The organism is Corynebacterium sp. UMB2355A (assembly GCF_033877495.1).
GTDB classification, from domain to species: domain Bacteria; phylum Actinomycetota; class Actinomycetes; order Mycobacteriales; family Mycobacteriaceae; genus Corynebacterium; species Corynebacterium pseudogenitalium.
The window spans coordinates 1,393,505-1,416,536 of the sequence record NZ_CP138855.1; the positions used below are offsets into that span (position 1 = coordinate 1,393,505).

Genomic DNA, 23,032 nt, shown 5'->3' on the forward strand with positions numbered 1-23,032 from the left:
CAAAGGAGCTCCTTCAAGTCAGGGCTTGTTAGGCCTGGAAAAATTCTGTCTGCGGGTGCGACGCCGCATCCGTGTAGCGCGGCGCGCCCTCCGCTGGGTCCGGCGCCGCGGGGCTCGACGCCCTCGGCTCCACAATGCGCACCTCGATGTGGGAGTGCCCGAGGGTGATCACGTCACCGTCGGCAAGCATCCAGTTCTCCACCGGCTCATCATTGACCGTCGTGCCGTTCGTCGACTGCAAATCGACCAACACCGCAACCTGGCCATCCCACGTAATCTCCGCATGCTGCCTCGACACACCCGTGTCCGGCAGGCGGAAATCCGCATCATTCGAACGGCCCAAAATATTCGAGCCCTCATGCACCAAGTAAGTGCGCGACGACCCGTCCTGCAACAGCAGGCTCACAGTCGCTTCGCCGCCCTCAACCGGCGTCATCGTATTTGGCTCATGCATGTGATCCTCCTGATCCCGGTTTGCCGCATGACGGTGCCGACCACCCTTCGACCGCTTCGTAGGCTCCGCCACAATGGCATCAAACCCACTCGCGACCTCCGGCTGCGGATCAATATAAGAACTGACCCGCAACTGGCCCGTACGCAGCCCTGACTCCTCCGCGATCCGCACAACCGCCTGCCCATCAAAGAACCAACCCTGGTTGCGCACATACCGCGTCAGTTGTTCCGCGAGGTGCACCGGCAGGTCACGCTCCTGCGACAAGTTCTCCAAATCCTTCGAAGAAACACCCACCGCGAACACATTCGGCACCACAAACTCATCATGGTCAGTCACCACAACAGAGTCTTGCGCCTCCTGCTTCAGCAGCTCCTCGATCTCAGCCGGAACCACCTTGCCGCCAAACAGCGCCGCCATCGAATTATCCAGGCCACGCTGCAACGAACTGTCCAGCTTTGCCAATCGATCCATGACTCCCATCCGCATGCACCTCCTTTCTTTAACCCCGTTAGTATAGGTGCGCATTCCGACACAACCTAGCGTGAAACACCTTTACGCCCCATGACATGCGGATTTGGCACTTCTCTATGTAAGGGTGTTATATTGTTCCAGTGCCCGCCCGGGTGGCGGAATTGGCAGACGCGCTGGCTTCAGGTGCCAGTGTTCGCAAGAACGTGGGGGTTCAAGTCCCCCCCCGGGCACAAACGGACCGGCTCTCCTTCGGGAGGGCCGGTTCTTTTTGCGTTTGGGTTCTTGCAAAGGGATGCGAGTGCCAAAAGACGCAACCCGATTTGGTCCGGCCATTTAAAGTGCCAGTTCAGAAAAGTGCTAGATGTTAAACGATGTCAGATTTGGCACTCCTGCGAGTTTCCTGTGCACCACAATCCCCATTTTCAAGCAACCCGAGCGGCGTTTCCCCAGGTCGCGAAAATGCAAACCCGGAATCTGGTGCAAAGTTCCTCACAGGCGCCAGCTACACTCGCTATCCTCGAAAATCATGAGAGTTGGCATTATCGGTGCTGGTATTTCGGGTCTCGCGCTGGGTGCGGCCCTGCATCGTGGTGGGGTGGACGTGCAGTTGTATGAGCGCCACGGACACATCCGCGGTACGGGTGCAGGGATCACGTTGGCCGAAAACGGACTTACGGCACTTGATGCGTTAGGGATTGGGGCTGCGTTCCGTCATCGCCAGTGGGGGCAGACCCTTGTGCGGGGTGGGATTCGGTGCCCGGAGGGGGAGTGGTTGTCGTGTATTCCAGCGGATGGGCTCGGCATTGATCGCGCGGAGCTCCACACGCTGCTGCTCAAGCACCTGCCCGAAACGCTCGTCCACACGTCCGCCGAGGCCGTGGACGTTGAGGCGCAGACCGGAACGGTCACTTTCGCCGATGGCAAAGTCGAGCGTTTCGACGTCGTGGTCGGCGCGGATGGGATCCGCAGCGCGGTTCGGCGTAGTTGCTTTCATGATCCTGGTATCGCCTACGCGGGCTGCAACGCCTGGCGCGGCGTCAGCGATGGCCCGCTTTACGACGCCGTCTTCGAGACCTGGGGCGAGCGCGCTCGCTTCGGCGCCGTCCCACTTCACGACGGCCGCGTCTATTGGTTCGCCGTTCTTTCCGGGGCAGAGGCCACACCGGGCGAGGCTCGCCTTGACCTGCTCAAAAGCACCTTTGCCTCCTGGCATGACCCCATCCCGGACCTGCTGCGCGCAACACCTGACGAGTCGATCCAGCTTTTGCCGATCCAAGAGTTGGTGTCACCGCTACCCACTTATTGCAACGGCAAAGTGGTGCTCGTCGGGGATGCGGCACACGCCATGACTCCGAATCTTGGGCAGGGGGCGTGCCAGGGACTTGAGGACGTCGCTGTCCTTTCCGCTCTCCTTCTCAACGGCACCCAGGACATTCGCACCTACGATGAGTACCGCCTTCGGAGGAGCCAAACGATTGCGCGTCAGTCCCGGCTCGTTGGGCGGGCTATTCACGCCGGAGGAAGGAAGGTGGCGTCGATACGTAATTGGGTGCTTGGGCGCGTGCCGGATTCGGTGAGTCAGCGCCAGGTGCAGTCGGTGACTGCATGGCAGATGCCGGCGCTATAGAAATATGGGGCCGCCCGCCTATATGAGCAGCGCGCACCTAGTAAGGTGAGCTGCAGTATTGTTGCATATCCCTGAAGGAAGCCCCTCATGACGAACCCGTACCAGCCCGACGACACCCACCCTGGCACCAACGAGTGGGCGACCCAGCAGCAACAGCAGTACCAGCAGCCGTACTACCAGCAGCCATATCAGCCGCAGCCGCCGTACCAGCCGCAGCAGAAGAGCAACACCGGCCTGGTGGTTGCGTTGTCGGTGTTGGGGACGCTGGTGTTGTTGGCGTTGGCTGGAGCGGTGGCGTTTTTGGTTGTGCGCTCCGACGGGACGAAGGACGAGCAGCAGGATCCGGTGATCGTGACGGAGATTGAGACGGTCGCGCCGGAAGCCGGAAACAACGGCAACAACGGCAACCAGGGCAGCAAGCCTAATGTGAACCGGCGTGAGCCGATGGGGTCGAGTGCGGGGTTCTCGAACGCGACGGCGGAGACCGGGAATACGTCGTCGGAGTTCGCGGGTAATGTGTTGGCTGTGTTTAATGAGCGGGCTGCGGCCACTGGTGAGTTCCCGGGGTCGTTGAGCGTGTATAGCCCGGTGACGGGGCAGACGTACACGATGTCGTGCTGGCCGGCGGGTGGGGGAGCCCGGTGCCAGGGCGGTAATAACGCGTCGGTGTATTTGTACTAATGGCGTTGTATCCTCGCCCGTTGTCGGTGGGTGATCATGTGCGTGTGGTGGCTCCGGCGCGTTCGTTGGCGTATGTGGAGCAGGGGCCGGCGGGTCGTTTTGTGGCTGAGTTGGCCACGCGGCGCCTGGAGCAGCTTGGCCTGTCGGTGAGTTTTGGGGCGAATGTGCGGGTCTCGGATATGTTTTGGTCTGCGCCGGGCAAGTTGCGGGCTGAGGATCTTATCGACGCCTACTCCGACCCATCCGTCGACGGCATCATGAGCGTGATTGGCGGCTTTACCAGTAACGAGATCCTGCCTCACCTGGACTTTGACGTGATTGCGGAGCACCCGAAGTTTTTGTGTGGGAATTCGGATGTGTCGGCGTTGGCGAATGCGGTGTATGCGAAGACGGGCCAGGTGGTGTACGTGGGGCCGCACTGGTCGACGTTGGGGATGCGCGATTTCGGCGAGGTGACCCGTGACGCGTTTGTGCAGGCGGCGTTTACTGATGGGCCGATCGTGTGGGAGCCGGGGGACTGGTACACGGACGATGACTGGTTTATTAACCAGGATGGTCGTGTGCAGGAGCCGGATGATGGCTGGTGGGTGATCCAGGAGGGCCGCGCGGAGGGGATTGCGCTTGGGTCGAATTTGGGCACGTTGGGGTTGTTGTCGGGCACGGAGTTCATGCCGTCCCTGAACGATGCGGTGTTGTTTGCGGAGGTGACGGGGAAGTACACCGTGATGGATTTCCGACGTGAGTTGGTGTCGTTGTTGCAGGCCCCGGATGGTCACGGAATTGAGGGGTTGGTGATTGGGCGTTTCCAGACCGCGAGCCGTGTCACGAGGTTGATGGTGGAGGAGATGGTGGCGTCGATACCTGAGTTGAGGGGGAAGCCGGTGGTGGCGAACGCTTCGTTTGGGCACACGAACCCCTTGCTGACGTTCCCGGTCGGCGGGCGTGTGGATGTTTCGGTGGAGGGGGGAGAGGCGTCGATTAGCTTTCCTCGGGTGTAGCTTGTTGCTATGACTGATTCGACGCCGGGTCAACGTTGGACCTTCTTTGCAGTGATTTCGCTCGGTCTGCTGATGATCGGGCTGGACAATTCAATTCTGTATACGGCGTTGCCGGAGCTCAACGAGCAGCTGCACACCACCCCGACCCAGGGCTTGTGGATTATTAACGCCTACCCGCTGGTGCTGGCGGGGCTGCTGCTGGGCACGGGCACGCTGGGGGACAAGCTGGGCCACCGCCTGATGTTCATCGTTGGGCTGGTGGTGTTCGGGGTGGCGTCGCTGGCGGCGGCGTTTGCGCCGTCGGCGTGGCTGCTGGTTGGCGCGCGCGGGCTGCTCGGCATGGGTGCTGCGGTGATGATGCCTGCGACGCTCGCGCTGATTCGCCTTACGTTCCCGGACGAGCGGGAGCGCAACACCGCGATCGGCATTTGGGGGTCGGTGGCCGTGGTGGGTGCGGCGCTGGGCCCGCTGGTCGGCGGCGCGCTGCTGGAGGCGTTCTGGTGGGGCTCCGTCTTCCTGATTAACGTGCCGATCGTGCTCATCGCGCTGGCCCTGACGTTCTGGCTGGCCCCGGAGAACATGCCGAACCCGGCGAAGCACTGGGACCTTATCTCCTCGGTGTACGCACTGTTCGCGCTGTCGGGCCTGACCATGGCTATCAAAGAATTGGCGAACCCGAACTCCGGCTGGTCCCTGTTCGTGGTGGCGGTGGTGCTGTGCGTCGTCGGCGCGGTGTTGTTCGTGCGCCGCCAGGGGAAGCTGGCGGACCCGCTGCTCACCTTCGACATTTTCAAGTCCCGCATGTTCACCGGCGGCGTCGTCGCAGCAGCCGGCGGCATGTTCTTCATGGCCGGCGCCGAGCTGATGACCACGCAGAAGCTTCAGCTTGTCGACGGCTTCTCCCCCCTCCACGCCGGCGCCACCATCATCGCGATGGCGGCGGCGGCGATTCCGGCGTCGACACTTGGGGGCGCCTACCTGCACAAGATTGGCTTCCTGCCGCTGATCGGCGGCGGCTTCCTGGGCGCGGCTGCGGGTGCCGCGGCTCTGATTTGGGGTTCGGACGCGGGCAGCCTCGGCATCGAGATTACGGCGCTGGCCGTGATGGGCTTTTCGGCGGGCTCGGTGATGAGCGTGTCCTCCATCGCGATTATCGGCGCCGCGCCCCTGCACCGTTCCGGTATGGCGGCGGGCGTCGAGGAGGTCTCCTACGAGTTCGGCACCCTGGTCACCGTCGCGGTGACTGGCTCGTTGCTGCCTATGTGGATGGTGCGCAACCTCCCGGCTGAGCTGCAGCCCATCGGCATGGACGCAATTTACGACGCCTCCACCAACGCGCTTGCCGCCCCCGCCTACGCCGGGGCGTACCACAATGTGCTTGTGATGATCGCCTGTTCGGCCCTGGTCTTTGGTGCGGTGACCTGGTGGTGCTTCCGCGATAACCCGAAGTCGGGCGACGCGAAGGTGGCGGCATAAATGAGCGCACGCAGCTGGCACCGGAAGGCGTCCAAGCCGGTGAGCATCTGGATGTGGGTGTTCATCCTGATCGGGCTCACCCACACGCTGTTCCCTGAACCGGCATGGTTGCTGATTCACATTTTCACGCTCGGTATCGTGGCGAACTCGATCGTGCTGTGGAGCGTGAACCTGACCGAGCGTTTCCTGCAGCAGCGCCTTCCCGAGGAGGCACGCCCGGCCCAGCTGCGGCGCACCTGGGTCCTGAACGTCGGCGTCGTGTTGGTGCTGGTGGGCCAGGTCCTGGCCAGCTGGTGGGAACAGCACTGGCTGGTCACCTGGGCCGGCGGGTTGCTGGTCGCAGGTGCGGTGCTGTGGCACGCGGTGGTGCTCGCCCGGCTGGTGCGTGATGCCGGCCCGGAGAAGCGGCACCGGCCCGCCGCGGTCGGGTACGTGGCGTCGGCTGCCTGCCTGCTGTTCGGGGTGTGCTTCGGTGCGTCGCTGTCGATGGGCCTGCCCGGCACCTGGCAGGAGCAGATCCGCCAGGCGCACCTGTTCACCAACGTCGCGGGCTTTGTGGGCCTGGCCGCGATGTCGAGCCTGAGCGTGCTGTTCCCAACGATGTGGCGGATTAACGGCATGCGCGACCGAACCCGCGCGGCGATCTGGGGCGCGGTGGCCGGGATTGCGTGCGCGGTTACCGGCGCGCTGCTGGGAATTTCGCAGGTAGTCGCGGTTGGCGCGTTCGTCTACGTCGGCGCGTGGCTGTGGCTCTTCCAGGGCTTCGTGGTCAACGTGATCGACGTCCTGCGCGACCCGCGCGACCGCATCACCTACCCAGGCCTGTCCGTCTTCGTAGCGATGTTCTGGCTGATCGGCACGATGCTCTGGTACGCCGTGGGCCTGGTGCGGACGGTCCCGGAGATCCCCACGCTGGCGCTCCTCCTCGGCTTCGTGGCGCCCCTGCTGATCGGCACCATGAGCTACCTGCTGCCCACCACGATGGGCGGCGGGCCGAAGGCGGTGCGCGCCGGGCTGCTGGAACTGTCCCGGGGCACCTACTTCCGGGTCGTGCTGTACAACCTCGCGCTAACGGTGTGGCTGCTGACGGAGCAGTCCTGGCTGCGAGTGGTGATGAGCCTGCTCGTGTTCGCCGTGCTGGTGGCGTACCTGCCGCTGCTGCGCAGGGCAGTGAAAGCACAGGTGGCGGTGCTGCGAGGGCAGCGCGAGGCCCCGGTGGCGGGCGCCCACGTGGAGCGCCCCGCTGGGCAGTCCGCCCTGGCGCTGGCGCTAGTGGCCACGATTGTGGCGGCCTTCGGCGGGATTGCCTGAGCCCGGTCACCTAGGGGGTGACCACGAACTGGCCGCGCTGTCCCTTTTCGGCGTCGGTCATCTGGTGGTTCACGAAGGTGTAGGTGCCGGGTTCATCGAAGGTCATCTCGACGAACCCACCCTGGGCGGCGAGGAGCCCAAGCGCCTGTGAACCGGTGTCAGTGGCGTTTCGGACCTGGTACTGGCCTTCCTTGAATACGGTGTCGAAGATTTCGCCGACCACGTGGAAGCTCAGGGGGTTGTCGGGGCCGACGTTGAAGATCCACACACGGACGGTATCGCCGACGCGGGCCGGAATCGGCCGGTGCTGGTATTGGTTGGGGTAGCCGTTGAACGCGGTGAGATTGTAGAGCCCGGCGGCGACTCGCTCGGGGTCGGCGCCGTCCTCGCCGAGGAAGACCTCGTGTGAGAGGAGGACGTATTCGGCGTCGACAGGCGTGAGGTCCGGTGGGTCGATGACGACGGCGCCGAACATGCCGTTGGCGATGTGCAGGCTCATCGGCATGGTGGCGCAGTGGTACATCCAGATCCCGTAGCGGCGGGCCTCGAACTCGTACGTGAGCGATTCACCCGGAGCGATCTGGGCCATATTTGTATCGGGGTTGACCTCACCCGCGTGGAAGTCGATGGAGTGCTCCATTGTGCCGTCGTTGACGATGGTGATGCGGAACAGGTCGCCGACGCGCCCGCGCAGTACGGGACCTGGCATTTTTCCGTCGAAGGTCCAGACGGGTTGGGTGACGCCGGGCGCGACTTGGCGCTCGCCTTCGGTGACGTGCCAGGTGTGCTCGTGGACAGTTCTTTCGGGAGCATCGGGCGCGGGAGGCAGCGCCGGGTCGCGGTAGACCAGGCCGTCGTCAGGCCCATCCGCGGCGACTACCGGTCTGGGCGCTACGCTCGGTGAAGTGCTCGGGCTCGCCGACCCGACCACGACATCGAACACCATGCCCATCGCCTTGTGTCCGGCGATCGTGCACCAGCCTTGCGTGGACTCGGTGAAGACGCCGAAGTCGTGGACGACGGTGTCGCCGGGATCGATGCGGCCTGTGTACTCGTTGCCCAGCTTGAGGTCGTGCTGCTGGTCGTCGGAGTTGGTGATGGTGAGGATGAGGCGGGTACCGGAGGGGACGTCGATACGATTCGGCGTGAAGGCCATGCCTTGGATGTCGACGTCGAGCGTGGTGGCACCGCTGGTGTCGAGTGGTTCCGGGCCGCGATTGTCGCCTGCGGTCGAGCTCAGCGCGCTGAACGCCACCACGAGCGCCACGAATACGGCGATGATGCCCCACGCCAGGCCGTCGGAGGTCTGCCCTTTTTTATTCACGGTCTCGATCGTAATAAATATGGTTCGAAATAGGGAAAGCTCGGCACCCATAGAAAAACCCTCGGGGGAACACAGAGTCTATGTCTGTGACCCAGATCCGAGGGACTACGTTGGCTACAATAGCACAATGACGTATCCAGTGCAGCCGCCTACAGGGCGCCACCACCTGTTATGGGGGTCTATTTCACCTGCTCGGATGGCGACATTTCTATCACACACGTCTCATCATTGCGCCGATGAGGCGCTTGAACTTTATGTATGGAATCGCGATTTGTCCATGGCCTTTATGGCCGATTTAGCGGTCCTCGAAGTTGCGTTACGTGAGGCTATTCATGCTGTTCTGACCGAGAAATGGGGCGTGCAGTGGTATCAGGAAATGCCTTTGGACGACCGGTCGCGAACGGCTTTGGCTAGTGCTTGGGAACGTCTGCCTGCTCACGTGAGATTGAACTCGGAACGTGGGGATTTACCAGGGAGACTAGTGGCCAACTGCATGTTTGGCTTCTGGACGAATCTGTTTGATAAAGGCGGTTATACCGGCCGAGGTCCTTGGCGCAGAAAGGTTGACAATGAGCGGAACTGGCCAGTTCTAGCAAAAGCATTCCCCGGCGGCAGGCGAGAAGCTGCACGTCAGCGGGATGAGCATCCTGAAAAGGCGAGAGCGATAACTTTTTCTCGTGTGTGGGTTCATCAGTTGTGCCAAGAGATTAATGAACTTCGAAACCGTGTTGCGCATCATGAACCGTTACTGAATGGTGTCCCACTTCGTGGACAAACGCATCGAAATGAAAAAAGAAGGAGAACAGTTGAGGAGGCATTCGCGCAAATCTTGTCCCTCGCCCGCATGATTGACACTGACCTGGCTACGTGGTTGGTGGCCAATAGTGAAGTACCAGGTGTTATGGCGAGAAAGTGCGAAATAACCTCTTCGTCACGTTCTTTCAATAAATACGGCCTGGAATAGGGAAAATCGGCGACTTCGGTTTAAGCTGGTCAGTAGCTCTGACCGAAGGAGGACACGTGAATTCGGCGACCCCGCCTCAACCGACGACGGACCTGATGGACCGCGCCGCCGAGTTGAGCGTGAAGCAGCGCGAGGTGCTTGATCGCCTGGCTTTGCACCCGCATGGGGCGCAGGTCGGCGACCTTGCCAAGGAGATGGGGATGCACCCCAACACGATCCGCGGGCATTTGGATGAGTTGTTGGCGCGGGATTTGGTGCAGGTCACCACGGCTCCGAGCGAGGGCCGTGGCCGCCCGAGCAACATTTTCCACACCCGCACCCCGCACCACTCGACCGTGACTCGCGAGTACATCGGCCTGGTCAGGACGATGGCGGAGTGCCTCACGGAGGGCGATGAGGAGAAGGCGCGGGAGATTGGCCGTCAGTGGGCGCGCCAGACCCACAACGGCCGCGAGGTGCAGTCGGACGCCTCCGGTGCGTCCCAGCTCAACGCCCTGATCGCGATCCTGCGGGACCTCGGCTTCGACCCCTCCTACCCAAACCAGTCCGGCAACATTGGCCTCAACGCCTGCCCGTTCACGACGGTGGGCGTCAGCGCGCCAAGTTCGGTCATCTGTGCCCTGCACGCCGGCTACCTGGATGAACTCGGCGGCGGCATCGTGCACAAGCTGCTGCCGTATAGTCGACCATCGCAGTGCGAGATCGAACTATGACTATCGACGACGCCGCCGCCCCCCTGCCCACCGCGGAACTTATGCGCCGCGCGGCAGAGCTGAGTCCGAAGCAGCGTGAGGTCCTCGATGCGCTCGATTCCTTCCCGGAGGGTGCCTTGCTCAGCGAGCTGAGCAAGGAGCTTGGCATCCACGTCAATACTGTGCGTGGCCACATCGATGAGCTGGCGGAGCGCGGTTTGGTGGGCTGGCGCGTGGCCAGCCGCACCACCCGTGGTCGCCCCTCGCACGTGTACCACGCGCGCACTCCGCAGCATCACGCTGTGATGCACGAGTACGTCGCGCTCGTCGAGTCGCTGATTGAGTCGCTCGCCGGCTTCGACCTGGACGCAGCCCGCGATTTCGGGCGCGCGTGGGCGCGGCGCAACGCGGACCGTTTCGGGGAGCCGCCCGAGGACTTCGAGGAGCTCGCCGACGCGGTGCTGCGCTCCCTGCGCGAGATGGGCTTCGACCCGCTCGTCCGCGAGGCTGACGGCGACGCCTCTGTGGAGGTCGGCCTGCAGGCGTGCCCGTTCGTCGCCGCCGACGGCACCCCGCCCGCAGCCACGATTTGCGCACTGCACCAGGGGTTTATCGACGCCACCATCGGCCCCCACCACCTCGACTTCATGCCGTTCGACGCGCAGGGGCAGTGCGGTGCCCGGCTGGTTAACCGATCAGCCAGTCGTTCGGACTAAACAGCTCGAAGTACACGTTCGCCGGGTCGAGCTGTGCCAGGTCGTCGCGGATGGACTGCAGGAAGCCCTCGCCGCCGCACAGGTACACATCCGCGCCGGAAACGTCCAGGTCAGAGACATTGAGGCGCTGGCCTTCGGTACGGAAGTAGGGGTGCAGGGAGGCGTCGTCAAGCTTGTCGACGAGCATCCGCATCTCATCCGCCTGCGCCCACGACTGCTGCGATTCGTCGGCGTGCGCGACCGTGACCTTGCGTGGCGAGCCCTCCGCCGCGAGGTGCCCCAAGATGCCGGTCATCGGCGTGGACCCGATGCCGGAGGAGATCAGCACAACCGGGTTTGTGCCGGCCTGCAGCACCAGGTCGCCGGCGGCGAGCGTGGCGTCGACGGTGTCGCCGACGTTGACGTGGTCGCGCAGGAACGTGGACACTTCGCCCTCGGTCTCCACGGCGATGCGGTAGTGGGAGGCGTCGCCTTCGATGATGGAGTACTGGCGCAGCTGGCGCGCGCCGTCCGGCAGCTTCACGCCGACCGACGTGTACTGGCCTGGGCGCGGCGCCGTGAAGTCGCCCTCCAGGGTGTAGGCGTAGACGGTGTCGCTGAGCTGGGTTTTCTCAGTGACGGTGGCGGTGCGGAACACGTCGCCGGCTTCCACGCCGTCCGATTCGTAGAGCTTGCCTTCGTGCTTGATCAGGACGTCGGCCATCAGCCAGTACACCTTGTCCCAGGCCTCGGCGACTTCTGGGGTGACGGCGTCGCCAAGCACCTCGACGATGGCGGCCATCAGGTTGTCGTGCACGATCTGGTACTGGTCCGCCGTGATGCCCAGCGAGACGTGCTTGTGCGCGATGCGGTCCAGCATCATCACTGGGTCCGGCGCGTCGGGGTCCACCAGCTGCGTGGCGAACGTCGCCACCGACGCCGCCAGTGCCTTCTGCTGCGCGCCCTGCTTCTGGTTGCCGCGGTTGAACGTGTCGGCGATGAGCTCGGGGTGGGCGGTGAACATCTTGTTGTAGAAGGTCTTCGTGATCGTCTGTATGTTCGCGCCTACCGGCGGGAGCGTCGCCTTGATGATCTCGGCGTGCTCGTCGCTTAGGTAGGCCTGCTTCGGGTTCGGTTTCTCGTCAATGAACATAAACACGAATATACTCGTGTTTAATCGGATGCCCTACATACCACCCAACATCCCACATGTGGGATGTTATGTGGGATGTTATGTTGCGCGGTAGCGCTGGCGGGGGCTCTTATGCGGCTCTGTTCGCTCCGCCTCTCCGGCGTCTACCAGGCGATTGAGTGCGTTTTGGACCGCTGTTCGGCTCAGCTGCGTCTCCGTTACGAGCTCGGTCGTGGACCAGGACTCCTTCGTGGCAAGGAGATCTTTCACTTGGTCGATGGCCGTCCCGTGCCGCTCTGCTGCGATGATTCTGCGTTTGTGAAAGGTGATCGTGAAGTGCGTGAGCGAGTTTGCATACGTCGGTGGGGGCATGAGCGCTTTGGCAAGCGCTTGTTCGATCACGGCGATTCCGGAGCCGCGATTTTCCGCGACGGGCCCGCCGTCGTCGAAGCGCAGTTCCTCCAGGAACGTAGAAAGCCGCTGGTTGCGTGAGTTGCTGACCCCGGCGTCGCCAAGGTTTTCCGTGGTGACTCCGCCGTAGAGGCCCCCAGGATTCGTGATCTCCAGACGGTCGGCGAACATCATAATCTGGACCTGGCCTCCGCGCGCGGCAGGGGAGTAATCGCGGTGCATGACGGCATTGACCAGCGCCTCGCGTACTGCCTCCACCGGGTAGTCCGGCATGTCTTTCCTGTACACATCGCCGATGACGCTCGCGGTGCGCATGTTCTTCTTCACAAGTTCGACGCCCGCTTCGACCATTTCGGGAATCGTGCCGGTGAGCGTCGCGTTGTCCAGGAACCGAATTCCTTCCGCGACCTCCCCGATCTCAGTGCCTGGCAAGAGAGTAAACGTAATGGTCAGACGCGGGAAGAACTGCTGCGGGTACTCACCCATAGTGAGAAGAGCAGCGAGTGTGGGGTGTTCGCCATCGAGGATGCGTAGGCGCTGCATTGCTGTTACATCACCCTGCTTGAAGGTGCGCGGGCGTAGTGATTTCTGATGGGAGAGGTAGGGGGTGAGCAGGTCGGTATCCAGGTCGTCCGGGGAGGCGTCTGTCACTGGCTCCTCATCCCACGTGGGTTGGGTGCGTTCCTCGAGCAGGCGGTCAATTTCGTAGGGCTCGAGGCGCCGCTCGCCTTCCCCGGTACGAGTAAAGCTGCCCTTGTACATCCCTCGTTCCTTGACGTAGCAGGGCTGCTCGCGCGGGGGAAGGGTGGGCACCTCGACGACTACAATCACGGACCCTTCGAACGGCACCGGCGTGACAAGTGGTCGAAGCACTGGTGAGAGCTGGTCACAGCGCGACGCGACCGCATCCTGGGCGCGCTGCGCATCGAACCTATCGAGCGGGGCGAAGGATGCGTCCTCGCTCAATCCGATGAGAATCACCCCACCCCGCGTATTCGCAAACGCGGAGAGCGTCTCCAGGATGCTCTTCCCGACGTTCGATTTCACCTCAACTCGCGGTGTCTCACCGACCAACCGCAGATCTGCGACGATCTTCGATAACTCTTCTGCCTGCATAAACTCAACATACCACCCAACATCCCACATGTGGGATGTTATGTGGGATGTTATGTGGGAAGTAAGCTGGCGGCATGCCAACTCCAGTGCCCGCGTACCTCGATAAGATCCTTGACCTCGTCCGCGACGACGACGCCGGCGAGCCCGCCAACTACATCGAGTCGCTGCGCACCGCCGACCCAAACAAGCTCGGCCTCGCCGTGTGCACCACGTCCGGCCACCTCTACTCCGTCGGCGACGACAGCTACGAGTTTTCCATCCAGTCGATCTCAAAGCCGTTCGTGTACGCCCTCGCACTCGAGGAACTCGGCGCCCAAGAAGTGCACAAGGTTGTGGGGGTTGAGCCCTCAGGGGAGGCCTTCAACGCCATCTCTCTTGACGACGCCACCAACCGCCCCTCAAACCCCATGATCAATGCGGGCGCCATCGCCGTGAACCAACTCATCAACGGGGCGGATTCGAGCGTCGAAGACCGCGTCGAAAAGATTCGGTCCTTCTTTTCCCGCCTTGCGGGCCGCGAACTGCGCATTGACCAGGACATCCTCGACGACGAGCTGGCCACCGCGCACCGCAACCTGTCCATCGCGCACCTGCTACGGGAGTTCGGGATGGTGCAGGACCAGGCCCACGACGCCGTGAACTCGTATACGCAGCAGTGCTCCATCCTGGTCACCGTCCGCGACCTCGCCGTGATGGCCGCCACCTTGGCCAACGGCGGCGTCCAGCCGATCACCGGCGAGCGCATCATGTCCGCTGCGGCTAGCCGGGTGACACAGGCCGTGATGACGTCCGCCGGCATGTACGACGGCTCCGGCCGCTGGATGGTCAACGTGGGCATCCCCGCCAAGTCGGGCGTGGCCGGTGGCCTCATCGGCACGATGCCGGGGCAGCTCGGCATCGCGTCGCTCAGCCCGCGCCTGGACAAACAGGGCAACTCGGTACGCGGCGTGAAGATCTTCCGCGAGCTTTCCGAATCCCTCGGCCTCAACCTGATGAGCGCCGACTACTACGCGGCGCCAGGGATCCGGACGGTGGATCGTCGAGAAGCGAAGACCGTCGTGCAGCTCCAGGGCATGATCAACTTCACTGCCGCCGAGAAAATCCTCCACGACCTCGGCGAATACCGCCTCGCCGGCAACCGCCTGGTGCTCGACGTCTCCCACGTCACCTCCTTCAACAAGGCCGGGCGCCTGCTGATTAAAGAAGGCATCAAGCAGATCCGCGACCAAGGTTTCGACGTCTCCATCTACGACCCCGACGGCGCCATGCCCGACTACGAGTTCTCCGACGGCACCAAATTCCGCGCCGTGAAGGACTTCTCCACCTCCTTCGAGGTCCCGGCGAGCCGCACCGAAGTCTTCCGCGCCATCACCAGGCCACAGGAGTGGTGGGACGAAACCATCGAGGGCTCCGCCGACACCGCCGGCGGCGAGTTCCACTTCCAAAACGACGACCAATTCGCCGAGCTCTACGTCTCCGAAGCCGAGCAGGGCGACCGCCTCGTCTGGCGCGTCGAGCCCACCGGCAACCTGCTCGAGGACCCCGAGTGGGACGACACCGACATCATCTTCGAGCTTGAAGACGCCCCCGACGGCGACACCCGCGTCAAATTCACCCACCGCGGCATGCACCCGCACGAGGAAGGCTACGAGGAGGCCGCCGCCGACTGGAAGGCGCGTCTCCGCGACAAGTTGGAGCCGCTGATCAAGCGCGAGAGCAAATCTGAGTAGACTGCGCACCAAATTCCCTCGCGGCGCTTCCCGTGACCAGGGCTTTTGCAAACCCGCCCCGAGAAAAACAAGGAATCTGGTGCGCGCACCCGCTCTCACATGTTCCGAAAGGCGGAATTGGAGATGCGTCAACTTACTCCTGTGATTAGAACTAGAAACACATGCGAAAGTGAGGTGACTCACTGCGCTGGGTCTATTGTCGAAAGTCAAGGAGCGAACACCTTGGGAGAGTTGAATGCAGACGTTGATGTGCTGGTCATCGGTACGGGACCGGTTGGCCTAGCGCTGGCGAACCTGCTTGGCATCCGTGGTGTTTCGGTCGCGGTCATGGAGAAGCGTGACCAGCTGATTGACTACCCGCGCGGGGTCGGCCTCGACGACGAGTCCATGCGCACCATCCAGGCGATGGGCCTGGCGGAGGAGTTCCGGCCGTACACGATTCCGCACCACATCATGCGCTTGGTCGATGGTGCCGGCAACGTCATCCTGACGAATAACCCGCAGGGTGAGCCGTATGGGTGGCCTCGTAAGTTTGGGTTCCTGCAGCCGCTGGCGGATAAGGCCTCCTTCGATGGGTTGGCGAGGTTCCCGCACGTCACCACCACGTTTGGCCGTGAGCTGGTGAAGATCGAGGAGGTTGAGGGTGGCGTCCGCGCGACCTTTGAGGTCGTGCGTGGTGAAGAGGGGGAGGAGCGCACGGGCGAGCAGGAGCAGATCACCGCGAGGTACCTCGTTGGTTGTGAAGGCGGCCGTTCGTTTACGCGCAAGTGGATGGGGACGGAGTTTGAGGGGAAGTCGCCGTCGACAAGGTGGGTGGTTGTTGACGTCAATAATGATCCGCTGGGCGCCCCGAATGTGTACCTCGGTGCTGACCCGAACCGCCCGTACGTGTCCATTGGCCTGCCGCGCGGGGTGCGTCGTTGGGAGTTCATGCTGTTTGATGACGAGCCGACCGAGAAAGTCGACGAGGATGCCTTCATCGAGGAGCTGCTGTCGGAGCACATCCCGGAGGGCACGAAGCTGGACGTGATCCGCCGCCGCGTGTTCACGCACCACGGCCGGATGGCGCGGACGTTCCGGAAGGGCAACGTGCTCATCGCCGGTGACGCGGCGCACTTGATGCCGGTGTGGATGGGCCAGGGGTACAACTCGGGTATCCGCGATGTGACGAACCTGTCGTGGAAGCTCGCTGGCGTGCTGCAGGGCAACTTCAGCCCGGAGCTGCTGGATACCTACGATGTCGAGCGCCGCGACCACGCCAAGGCCATGATCGATTTGTCGATGACGTTCGGCACGGTGATTAAGCCGACGGATAAGAAGGTGGCGTTCGTGCGCGACACGGCGGCGAAGCTGATGAACCTTTCGCCGCGTGTCAAGGAGTACTTCGCGGACATGAAGTTCAAGCCGGTGCCTCGCTACGGCCGTGGCGCGGTGGTGGATCAGGCGACGTTGAAGCCTGGCGTTGCAGATCGTTCGAATGATCCGTCGCATCGCCCGCGCATCGTCACGTCGCGCGTTGCGGTGAACAAGTTGTCGCCGGTGGGCTTGCAGATCATCCAGCCGAAGGTCGAGTACAACGGCGCTGAGGTGCTTCTCGACGACGCCCTGGGCCTCAACCACGCCGTGGTGACCTGGGGCGTGGACCCGGCCCGCCTGTTCACGCCGGAGCAGCTCGCTGAGATGGCAAAGGCGAACGTCAAACTGGTGTGTGCGGTCAGCCCGACGCAGGTCGAGTGGGCGAAGGAGTACGTGTCGGCGGACACCGAGGTTGTCTCGGATATCACGGGTGCGCTGAAGGGCTTCTTTGATACCCGCGCGGTTGGTACGGTGCTTGTCCGCCCGGACAGGTTCGTTGCGGTGGCAACGCTCAACGCCCAGGCAGGCCAGGCGTGGGAGGCGTACAAGCAGGCTGCAAGCATGCGCGTGCAGTAATTACATACTGACTACTTCAGGGGCACTCAGACAGGAATGTTTGGGTGTCCCTGGTGTTTAACAAGTCTTTATCAAGGAGGTATCGCAAGTGAGCGACTCGAAACACTCGGCGCGGCCGAGAGACTACGCATATTCAGTGTTCGCCATTGTGGTGATGATGGCCGGTACCGCCCTTGTGACGACGAGCCAGCTCGGCACGCCGCCGGTCTCGTCGCCGGTGTATGCGATGACGCTGATCGGCGGGTTGAGCTTTGGCGGGTGGACGTTTGCGCTGAACCTGTTCCTCATTGCGGCGCAGTGGGTGATGCTGCGCCAGGACTTCCCGGGCCGGTACTGGCTGCAGCTGCCCGCGCTGCTTGTCGGCAGCGTGAGTTTGGACGGGTGGATGTATGTGTGCCGCCCTTTGGCGTCGACGAATTACGCGGCGCAGGTTGCACTCGTCGCGGTCGGGTTGGTGGTGCTCGGCTTTGGCGTGGCGATTCTGGCTACTGCCAACGCCGTCTTCCTGCCGGGCGAGGGCTTCGTCGCTACCGTTGCGACGCTGCGTCGAAAACCGTTCTACAAGGTCAAGCTAGTCTTCGACATCGTGTGTGTGTTGCTGGCGTTGGTGCTTTCCGTCGTGTGGGTCGGCCATTTTGAAGCTGCCCGTGAGGCGACGATCGTCTCGGCGCTGACTCTCGGGTTTATCGTGGGGGCGTTCACCCCGGTTGCCCGGCGGCTGGTGAAGCCGGTCGACTAAGGCAATAAGAAAATACCCCAGAGTAGCTCCGGGGTATTTTTTCGTGCTGTGTGAGCCCTTGACCTAGCCCTTGAACATATTCGTCTTGGTGAAGCGCTCTGCGTGGCCCATGCTCTGGGCGGTTTCCTTGGAGAAGTAAATCGCCAGCGAGGAGACCACGAACAGGCCGGTGATGATGATGGCCAGCGGGGTCAGGCCGGTCTCCGGGGAGACGAAGCGGGTCGCGACCAGCGGTGCGGTACCAGCGCCGAGGATGGACGCCGCCTGGTAGGTGATACCGGAGCCGGTGTAGCGCAGCTCGGGGACGAACTTCTCGGAGATGAACGCGCCGATCGGCCCGTACTGTGCGGGCTGCACCACGCATACGAGCAGGACCATGCCGATCCAGATCTTGGTTGGGTCACCGGAGTCGATCATGTTGAAGACGATCCAGATGCCGATGATGGAGACCAAACCACCGGCCAGCATGACGCGGCGTCGTCCGAGGCGGTCAGACAGGGCGGCCAAGCCCGGCATGACGAAGATCGCGATGGCGGAGCCGACCGTGACCATCATCAGGGCAGTCGAGCGGCCGACTGGCGTTTCAGTTTCAGCGGTCGCGTTCACGATGTACGGCACCATGAACGAGCCCTGCAGACCCTGCACGAATAGTGCGGCGGTGCCGGCGAGCGCACCGAGGACCAGCTCGCGCGGGGCTTCCTTCAGCATGCGGACCAGCGGCACACCGGTATGCACCTTGCCGGCGCGCCGGGCTGCTTCGAACTCTGGGGACTCTTTCACGTTGGCGCGCATGAACAGGCCGACGATGACGATGGCTGCGGAGAACAGGAACGGAACGCGCCAGCCCCAGTCGGTGATGAAGTACTGCTCGGGGTTGGCGAAGTTGTCGCCGGAAGCCTTCGCGAAGATCGCGAGGACCAGCGTCGACAAGATGGCACCTGCTGGGCCGCCAGCGATGGCGACGGAGGCGCCGAAGCCCTTGTTCTTGGCGGTGGAGTTCTCCATGGCCATCAGGGTGGCGCCGGCCCATTCGCCGCCGATCGCCATGCCCTGGATGATGCGCAGGATGACCAGCAGAATCGGAGCGGCAGGCCCAATCATCTGCGAGGACGGCATCAGGCCGATCGAGATGGAGACAAGCCCCATCGTCATCAGCGTGATGACCAGGACGTTTTTACGGCCGTACTTGTCGCCGAAGTGGCCGAACGCCATCGAACCAATCGGGCGGGAGAGGTAGCCGGTGAGCAGGATGACGAAGGAGAGCATCGTGCCCAGCTTCGGGTCGATGTTCGCGAAGAAGAGCTGCGGGAACACCAGGCCAGCTGCGGCTGCGTAGAGCAGGAAGTCGTAGTACTCCACGGTGGAGCCGAGGAAGGACGAACCAAGGGCGAGGCGCCGCTCTTTCGGCGTGCGCTCATGCTTCGCGAGGTCTACCGGCGGGGCATGGGTGATGTTAGTCATGTGGGTCTCCTGAAAGGGATGGGGTGGTCAGCTAGCGCGCGGACCACGCAACGGAGTGGGAATAGTTTTCGGTTGCCTCAGGGAGGAGGCGTCCGTAGTGGTACTCGAAGGGCTGCTGGCGGTAGAACTCGCGGGTAAGTTCTCCGCGCTGCGGCGTGGCGGCCTCGCGTCCGGAGTTGCCGCGGTACTCGCCCGTGGCCATGCGCCCGAACCAGTGATGGTCGTAGATTGTCTGGTCCGCCCACACCTCAAGCAGCATGAGGTGATTGGGCAGTTCCAGGTTCTCCATCCACGCGTAGTAGAGGCAGCCCGGCTCACGGCGGGTCTCGGTGATTTCCTGGGCGGTCAGCGCGCGCATCTCAGGGTTTTCGACGAAAGCGTTCTGGATGACAATGCTGACTGGCCCGCGCCGGCCACATGATGCGGGCGTCGTAGCCCGCTTCTGGGGCCCACACGCCGTCGGCGAGGACGTACTTGGACTGCTCGTAGATCTCCGTCGTGCCGTCCTGCACGAATGTGTGCAGGTTCGGGAGTTCCGGCAGCTTCTCGACAATCTCTGCGTAGTCGGACACGTTCGCCGCGAGAATCGCGACGGCGTAGTCCTCGTCCTCGACCGCCAGGGTTTGATAGGCCTCGGCTTCCTTGATTCCGTCGCGCTGGCGGAGGGATGCGACGTCGTGAAGAAGCTTTTCTGGAGCGTCGGTGGCTCCGCGATGAACGATGCGGATCATACGAGCTCCTCGAAGTCGACGATCCAGTCGGGTGCGGCGAACTCCGGCTTCGGTGGCTCGCGGCGCGCGACGATCTCGATGAGGTAGCCGCCGAGCGCGTCGAAGGTGTCGAAGTAGCCGAACTCGGCGGCGCCGCCGCGCAGGTTAGAGCCCATGCACAGTGGGTGGCCAGCCTCGGTCATGGAGGCGACGACCTCGTCCCACTCGGAGTCCTCCGTGGTCATCCACGCGAAGTAGTGGTGGATGCCCGGGCCGCGCTCATCGAAGAATTCGCGGTTGTAGTGGCAGTCGCCGTGGTTGACGGAGATGATCTCGAAGCCGAAGTCACCGGCGGTGCCCTGGGCGGTGAAGTAGCCGGTGTCGCCGTCCTTGCCACGGTAGTACGGCTTGTCCAGGCGGCCGAAGCCGGTCTCCCACGTCTTCATCTCGTAGCGCTGGATGCCGAAGACGTCGCGGTAGTGCGGCAGCGCCGCCATGACGTCGTGCACGAGGACACCGAAGTGGTACATGCCCTGCACCGGTTGAGTCGGGCGGGTGTCGGTGCTCACCTGGGCCGGGTCGGCGGCGGTTGCCGGAAGCATCTCGACGAGGAAGCCGCCCAGGTTCTCGCGCGTGTCGTAGAAGGTGCGCGTGGCGCCGTCGACAGTTGCTGTGTAGGCGATGTCGTAGCCGAGCGCCTTGAAGTGCTCCGCGACCGCCTCGTCGTTGGCCGCGGTGGAGCGGACCTGCAGGAACGCGATGCCTTCGCGCTTGGTGCGCAGGAACTCGTTGAAGGGGCTCTCGCCGCCGGTTGGTTCGATGAGCTCGAAGGTAAGGCTCGACGCCGGGCGTCCGCCTGGGCCCTTCTCGCCGTTGACGGCAGGGGTGGTGCCGACGGCGCTCCGCCAGGTGCCCGGGGTCGTCGCCAGGCGTCGACCGTGCGCTACTGCGTCGGTTGGCGCGTGCTCGGCGATGTCCCAGTCGGTAATGCCGTAGATGCGGGAGTAATCCTTGATTTTGGCGTCGAGATCATAGACGACAACGCCGATGCGCAGGAGGTTCGTGGTTTCAATCTGTGTACTCAAGAGCGTTTCCTTTCTTTAGTAGAACAGAGACAAGTTCTTGACGAGGATGGTTGCCATATCGAAGCGGATCTCACGTTCGAGCACCAGGAATCCGTAACGCGATTCCGGTGCCCGCACGATGACATCGCGGCGCTCACCTGCGATGGTGTCCTCGTAGCGCTCTCCACGTGAGCGATAGATGAGGAAGTTCGAACGAACGGCGAAGGCGCCGTCGCTACGCTCGTCAATGCGCAGGTTGGTGAGCATGTGGCGTGAACGTGACGGCGGCTCCTCGGCCCACGCCATGTTGGTTTGCAGACGGACGACGCGCTGGCGCAGGAACTCCTTGGATTCCTCGAAGTAGACCGACGTCCCTTTCGGGTAGAACTCTTCCTTACGCTCACGGGCCACACGGTTTTCGCGGACCGGCGCCCAGTAGTCGACGTCGTCGTGCATGCAGTCGAGCCAGTCTTCCCACTGCATGTTGTCCATCATTTCGGCTTCGTCGTACAGGAAGCGCGCGATGAGGCGCTCATCTTCCGCACCCGCAGGGGCCTGGGTCACTGCCTCTGACGCTTGCGTGTTGTTGCTCGCCATGGGTTTCTCCTTCAAAGGTCGTGTAAAAGCTAGGGACTAATCGACGTTGCCTTCGTAAGCACCGTCAGAGGCTGCAGCTGCCGCTGCTGCTTCCGGATCCATCACCTTGGTGAAGTCTCGCTGGTCAACCTCCGGAACGCCCCCTCGTTCGGCCTTGAGCTGTTCCCAAGATTTGTCTTCCATCAGGTCGCGGTAGAAGCCGTACATGTTCAGCGCGGCGTTGTCCGAGTAGACATGTGCCGTGGATGCGCCTGGGTAGCCGTCATCGTCGTAGCTGACGGGGACACGACGCATGTTGTAGGTGAAGCCGGTCTCGCGGGACTTCGCGCCGCGGAGGATGTGCTGCATCTCCTCCCAGTTCTCGGCGTCGTCCTGCTCGAACATGCCGCCAGGGGAGAAGGTGCGCATGACGTCGACACGGATGGCTTCCTTGACCTCTTCCGGCGCGTCCTTCGGCACGAACGCCCAGGACCAGATCTCCATCTCGTTCGGGCCACGCGGGTGGGTGACGCGGAAGGTGTAGTTGCCCAGCAGCATGAAGTTGGGGAAGACGTTCATGTGGCCGCGGACCTCGCGGAACTCACCGAGGCGCTCCACGATGGAGTCACGGATGGTGTTCTCCCACTCGATCAGCGCAGGGCCGGTGTTGGGGATCTCCGCGTCACGCTTGCCGAAGAACGCACCGCCGTGACCGTACGGGCTGAGGAACTGGCGGCCCTCCGGGACCTTCTTGCGGCCGGTCTTGCGGTCGAAGGTGTCCGAACCGGAGCTGAGCGCCTCCACCGCGGAGACGTGGGAGATCTCCGAGTGCTGCATGTCGGACGTCGGCTGCTCAACGTTGAACTTCCAGTTCGCCGGCAGGACCCACTTGTGGACGGCGATGGCTTCCATGCCGCCCTCGTAGCGGTCCATGTAGCCATCCAGGTAGTACTTCGCGTTGCCCAGGTACTCCTCCAGCGGCGGGATCGTCTCATCCCAGGAGCCGAAGATGAAGCCCTTGTAGTTTTCAATGCGCGGCACCTTGATTGCCGACAACTTCGACTTATCGATGCCCTCCGGGTACGCATTGTTCTCATGCGGGATGTTGGTCAAGTTGCCCTCAAGGTCGTAAGACCAGCCGTGGAAGGAACACATGAAAGACTTCGCCTGACCGCGGTCAGCACGGCAGATGCGCATACCGCGGTGACGACACTGGTTCAGAAACGCCTTGACCTCACCGGACTTCTGGCGCACAACAATGACCGGGTCCTCACCAATGTAGGTCTGGATATATGACCCGCGCTTCGGCAGCATCGACTCGTGCGCAAGGAACACCCAGGTACGCTGCCAGACGGTCTCCAACTCCTGGCGGTAGATGTCCTCGTCGGCGAAAATCTTGCCGGAAACGTATCCTCCGACCGGATCAATGAGTTCTGCGATCTTACTCATAGCCACTTCCCCTCTGTGA

General features: G+C 62.9%; 21 protein-coding genes, 1 tRNA gene and 1 pseudogene. 13 read left to right on the top strand and 10 right to left on the bottom strand.

The genetic code is table 11. The features are described from left to right. Positions 1–28: 28 nt before the first annotated feature. Positions 29–934: a DUF3662 and FHA domain-containing protein gene (locus tag R0V12_RS06490; protein WP_320073014.1), complete on the bottom strand. Its 906-nt coding sequence runs from the start codon at positions 932–934 to the stop codon at positions 29–31. A gap of 137 nt (positions 935–1,071) precedes the next feature. Here R0V12_RS06490 and R0V12_RS06495 point away from each other — a divergent pair. From R0V12_RS06495 to R0V12_RS06520, 6 genes are all read left to right on the top strand, one after another. Then, positions 1,072–1,155: transfer RNA gene (locus R0V12_RS06495), tRNA-Leu, on the top strand. Between the two features lie 296 nt (positions 1,156–1,451). Next, positions 1,452–2,552 carry an FAD-dependent monooxygenase gene (locus R0V12_RS06500; protein ID WP_320072341.1) on the top strand — a complete coding sequence of 367 codons (1,101 nt, stop codon included), beginning with the start codon at positions 1,452–1,454 and terminating at the stop codon, positions 2,550–2,552. Between the two features lie 87 nt (positions 2,553–2,639). Further along, positions 2,640–3,233, top strand: coding sequence for a hypothetical protein (locus tag R0V12_RS06505; protein WP_311475616.1), 594 nt, complete (start codon positions 2,640–2,642; stop codon positions 3,231–3,233). Continuing rightward, on the top strand, positions 3,233–4,231 hold the full coding sequence (locus tag R0V12_RS06510; RefSeq protein ID WP_288857640.1) for a S66 family peptidase: 999 nt from the start codon (positions 3,233–3,235) through the stop codon (positions 4,229–4,231). Before R0V12_RS06505 ends, R0V12_RS06510 begins: the two co-directional genes overlap by 1 nt. 9 nt (positions 4,232–4,240) lie before the next feature. Continuing rightward, positions 4,241–5,707, top strand: coding sequence for an MFS transporter (locus R0V12_RS06515; protein WP_320072342.1), 1,467 nt, complete (start codon positions 4,241–4,243; stop codon positions 5,705–5,707). Next, positions 5,708–7,018, top strand: coding sequence for a copper oxidase (locus tag R0V12_RS06520; protein ID WP_320072343.1), 1,311 nt, complete (start codon positions 5,708–5,710; stop codon positions 7,016–7,018). Positions 7,019–7,028: 10 nt separating this feature from the next. On the opposite strand, the gene R0V12_RS06525 is transcribed toward R0V12_RS06520, so the two are convergent. Continuing rightward, positions 7,029–8,342 (bottom strand): multicopper oxidase domain-containing protein, encoded by a 1,314-nt coding sequence (locus R0V12_RS06525; protein ID WP_320072344.1) that lies wholly within the window; start codon positions 8,340–8,342, stop codon positions 7,029–7,031. A 127-nt stretch (positions 8,343–8,469) separates the two neighbouring features. On the opposite strand from R0V12_RS06525, the gene R0V12_RS06530 reads away from it, so the two are divergent. The 3 genes from R0V12_RS06530 to R0V12_RS06540 are packed head-to-tail and all read left to right on the top strand — an operon-like array spanning position 8,470 to position 10,714. Further along, the gene (locus tag R0V12_RS06530) at positions 8,470–9,306 is read left to right on the top strand and encodes a hypothetical protein (protein WP_141742254.1); all 837 of its coding nucleotides are present in this window, start codon (positions 8,470–8,472) and stop codon (positions 9,304–9,306) included. Positions 9,307–9,362: 56 nt separating this feature from the next. Further along, a complete protein-coding gene (locus R0V12_RS06535; RefSeq protein ID WP_320072345.1) occupies positions 9,363–10,019 on the top strand; it encodes a helix-turn-helix transcriptional regulator in 657 nt (218 codons plus the stop codon). Continuing rightward, a complete protein-coding gene (locus tag R0V12_RS06540) occupies positions 10,001–10,714 on the top strand; it encodes a helix-turn-helix transcriptional regulator (protein ID WP_320072346.1) in 714 nt (237 codons plus the stop codon). The genes R0V12_RS06535 and R0V12_RS06540 overlap by 19 nt, the downstream gene beginning before the upstream one ends. On the opposite strand, the gene R0V12_RS06545 is transcribed toward R0V12_RS06540, so the two are convergent. Together R0V12_RS06545 and R0V12_RS06550 are read right to left on the bottom strand one after the other, a co-directional pair. Further along, positions 10,686–11,846, bottom strand: a complete 1,161-nt coding sequence (locus R0V12_RS06545; protein WP_320072347.1) for a globin domain-containing protein — start codon at positions 11,844–11,846, stop codon at positions 10,686–10,688. The genes R0V12_RS06540 and R0V12_RS06545 overlap by 29 nt on opposite strands. A 78-nt stretch (positions 11,847–11,924) precedes the next feature. Next, entirely contained in the window at positions 11,925–13,352 is a 1,428-nt protein-coding gene (locus R0V12_RS06550) for an ATP-binding protein (RefSeq protein WP_320072348.1), read from the bottom strand. A gap of 74 nt (positions 13,353–13,426) precedes the next feature. Here R0V12_RS06550 and R0V12_RS06555 point away from each other — a divergent pair. The 4 genes and pseudogenes from R0V12_RS06555 to R0V12_RS06570 all read left to right on the top strand — a co-directional run. Continuing rightward, a pseudogene (locus R0V12_RS06555) lies at positions 13,427–14,668 on the top strand (glutaminase); the annotation flags it as partial. After that, on the top strand, positions 14,660–15,082 hold the full coding sequence (locus R0V12_RS06560; RefSeq protein ID WP_255366105.1) for an SRPBCC family protein: 423 nt from the start codon (positions 14,660–14,662) through the stop codon (positions 15,080–15,082). The pseudogene R0V12_RS06555 and the gene R0V12_RS06560, both read left to right, overlap by 9 nt. 222 nt (positions 15,083–15,304) lie before the next feature. Next, positions 15,305–17,014, top strand: coding sequence for a bifunctional 3-(3-hydroxy-phenyl)propionate/3-hydroxycinnamic acid hydroxylase MhpA (gene mhpA / locus R0V12_RS06565; RefSeq protein WP_320072349.1), 1,710 nt, complete (start codon positions 15,305–15,307; stop codon positions 17,012–17,014). A gap of 88 nt (positions 17,015–17,102) precedes the next feature. Beyond that, positions 17,103–17,753 (top strand): DUF6198 family protein, encoded by a 651-nt coding sequence (locus tag R0V12_RS06570; protein ID WP_071573679.1) that lies wholly within the window; start codon positions 17,103–17,105, stop codon positions 17,751–17,753. 63 nt (positions 17,754–17,816) lie between these two features. On the opposite strand, the gene R0V12_RS06575 is transcribed toward R0V12_RS06570, so the two are convergent. The 6 genes from R0V12_RS06575 to R0V12_RS06600 are packed head-to-tail and all read right to left on the bottom strand — an operon-like array spanning position 17,817 to position 23,013. After that, complete coding sequence (locus R0V12_RS06575) at positions 17,817–19,214, bottom strand: MFS transporter (protein ID WP_256001444.1); 1,398 nt, start codon at positions 19,212–19,214, stop codon at positions 17,817–17,819. A gap of 31 nt (positions 19,215–19,245) precedes the next feature. Then, the gene (locus R0V12_RS06580) at positions 19,246–19,572 is read right to left on the bottom strand and encodes a putative quinol monooxygenase (RefSeq protein WP_320072350.1); all 327 of its coding nucleotides are present in this window, start codon (positions 19,570–19,572) and stop codon (positions 19,246–19,248) included. Between the two features lies 1 nt (position 19,573). Next, on the bottom strand, positions 19,574–19,945 hold the full coding sequence (locus tag R0V12_RS06585) for a hypothetical protein (protein WP_320072351.1): 372 nt from the start codon (positions 19,943–19,945) through the stop codon (positions 19,574–19,576). Then, positions 19,942–21,009: a VOC family protein gene (locus tag R0V12_RS06590; RefSeq protein ID WP_284804772.1), complete on the bottom strand. Its 1,068-nt coding sequence runs from the start codon at positions 21,007–21,009 to the stop codon at positions 19,942–19,944. The genes R0V12_RS06585 and R0V12_RS06590 overlap by 4 nt, the downstream gene beginning before the upstream one ends. A 15-nt stretch (positions 21,010–21,024) precedes the next feature. Further along, on the bottom strand, positions 21,025–21,585 hold the full coding sequence (locus tag R0V12_RS06595; protein WP_256001448.1) for an aromatic-ring-hydroxylating dioxygenase subunit beta: 561 nt from the start codon (positions 21,583–21,585) through the stop codon (positions 21,025–21,027). 36 nt (positions 21,586–21,621) lie between these two features. After that, on the bottom strand, positions 21,622–23,013 hold the full coding sequence (locus R0V12_RS06600; RefSeq protein ID WP_070363325.1) for an aromatic ring-hydroxylating oxygenase subunit alpha: 1,392 nt from the start codon (positions 23,011–23,013) through the stop codon (positions 21,622–21,624). Between the last annotated feature and the right edge of the window lie 19 nt (positions 23,014–23,032).

Coding starts and splice junctions, on each gene's coding strand:
- R0V12_RS06490 (WP_320073014.1), bottom strand. CDS start 934: ATGGGAGTCATGGATCGATTGGCAAAGCTGGACAGTTCGTTGCAGCGT.
- R0V12_RS06500 (WP_320072341.1), top strand. CDS start 1,452: ATGAGAGTTGGCATTATCGGTGCTGGTATTTCGGGTCTCGCGCTGGGT.
- R0V12_RS06505 (WP_311475616.1), top strand. CDS start 2,640: ATGACGAACCCGTACCAGCCCGACGACACCCACCCTGGCACCAACGAG.
- R0V12_RS06510 (WP_288857640.1), top strand. CDS start 3,233: ATGGCGTTGTATCCTCGCCCGTTGTCGGTGGGTGATCATGTGCGTGTG.
- R0V12_RS06515 (WP_320072342.1), top strand. CDS start 4,241: ATGACTGATTCGACGCCGGGTCAACGTTGGACCTTCTTTGCAGTGATT.
- R0V12_RS06520 (WP_320072343.1), top strand. CDS start 5,708: ATGAGCGCACGCAGCTGGCACCGGAAGGCGTCCAAGCCGGTGAGCATC.
- R0V12_RS06530 (WP_141742254.1), top strand. CDS start 8,470: ATGACGTATCCAGTGCAGCCGCCTACAGGGCGCCACCACCTGTTATGG.
- R0V12_RS06545 (WP_320072347.1), bottom strand. CDS start 11,846: ATGTTCATTGACGAGAAACCGAACCCGAAGCAGGCCTACCTAAGCGAC.
- R0V12_RS06550 (WP_320072348.1), bottom strand. CDS start 13,352: ATGCAGGCAGAAGAGTTATCGAAGATCGTCGCAGATCTGCGGTTGGTC.
- R0V12_RS06575 (WP_256001444.1), bottom strand. CDS start 19,214: ATGACTAACATCACCCATGCCCCGCCGGTAGACCTCGCGAAGCATGAG.
- R0V12_RS06580 (WP_320072350.1), bottom strand. CDS start 19,572: ATGCGCGCGCTGACCGCCCAGGAAATCACCGAGACCCGCCGTGAGCCG.
- R0V12_RS06585 (WP_320072351.1), bottom strand. CDS start 19,945: ATGATCCGCATCGTTCATCGCGGAGCCACCGACGCTCCAGAAAAGCTT.
- R0V12_RS06595 (WP_256001448.1), bottom strand. CDS start 21,585: ATGGCGAGCAACAACACGCAAGCGTCAGAGGCAGTGACCCAGGCCCCT.
- R0V12_RS06600 (WP_070363325.1), bottom strand. CDS start 23,013: ATGAGTAAGATCGCAGAACTCATTGATCCGGTCGGAGGATACGTTTCC.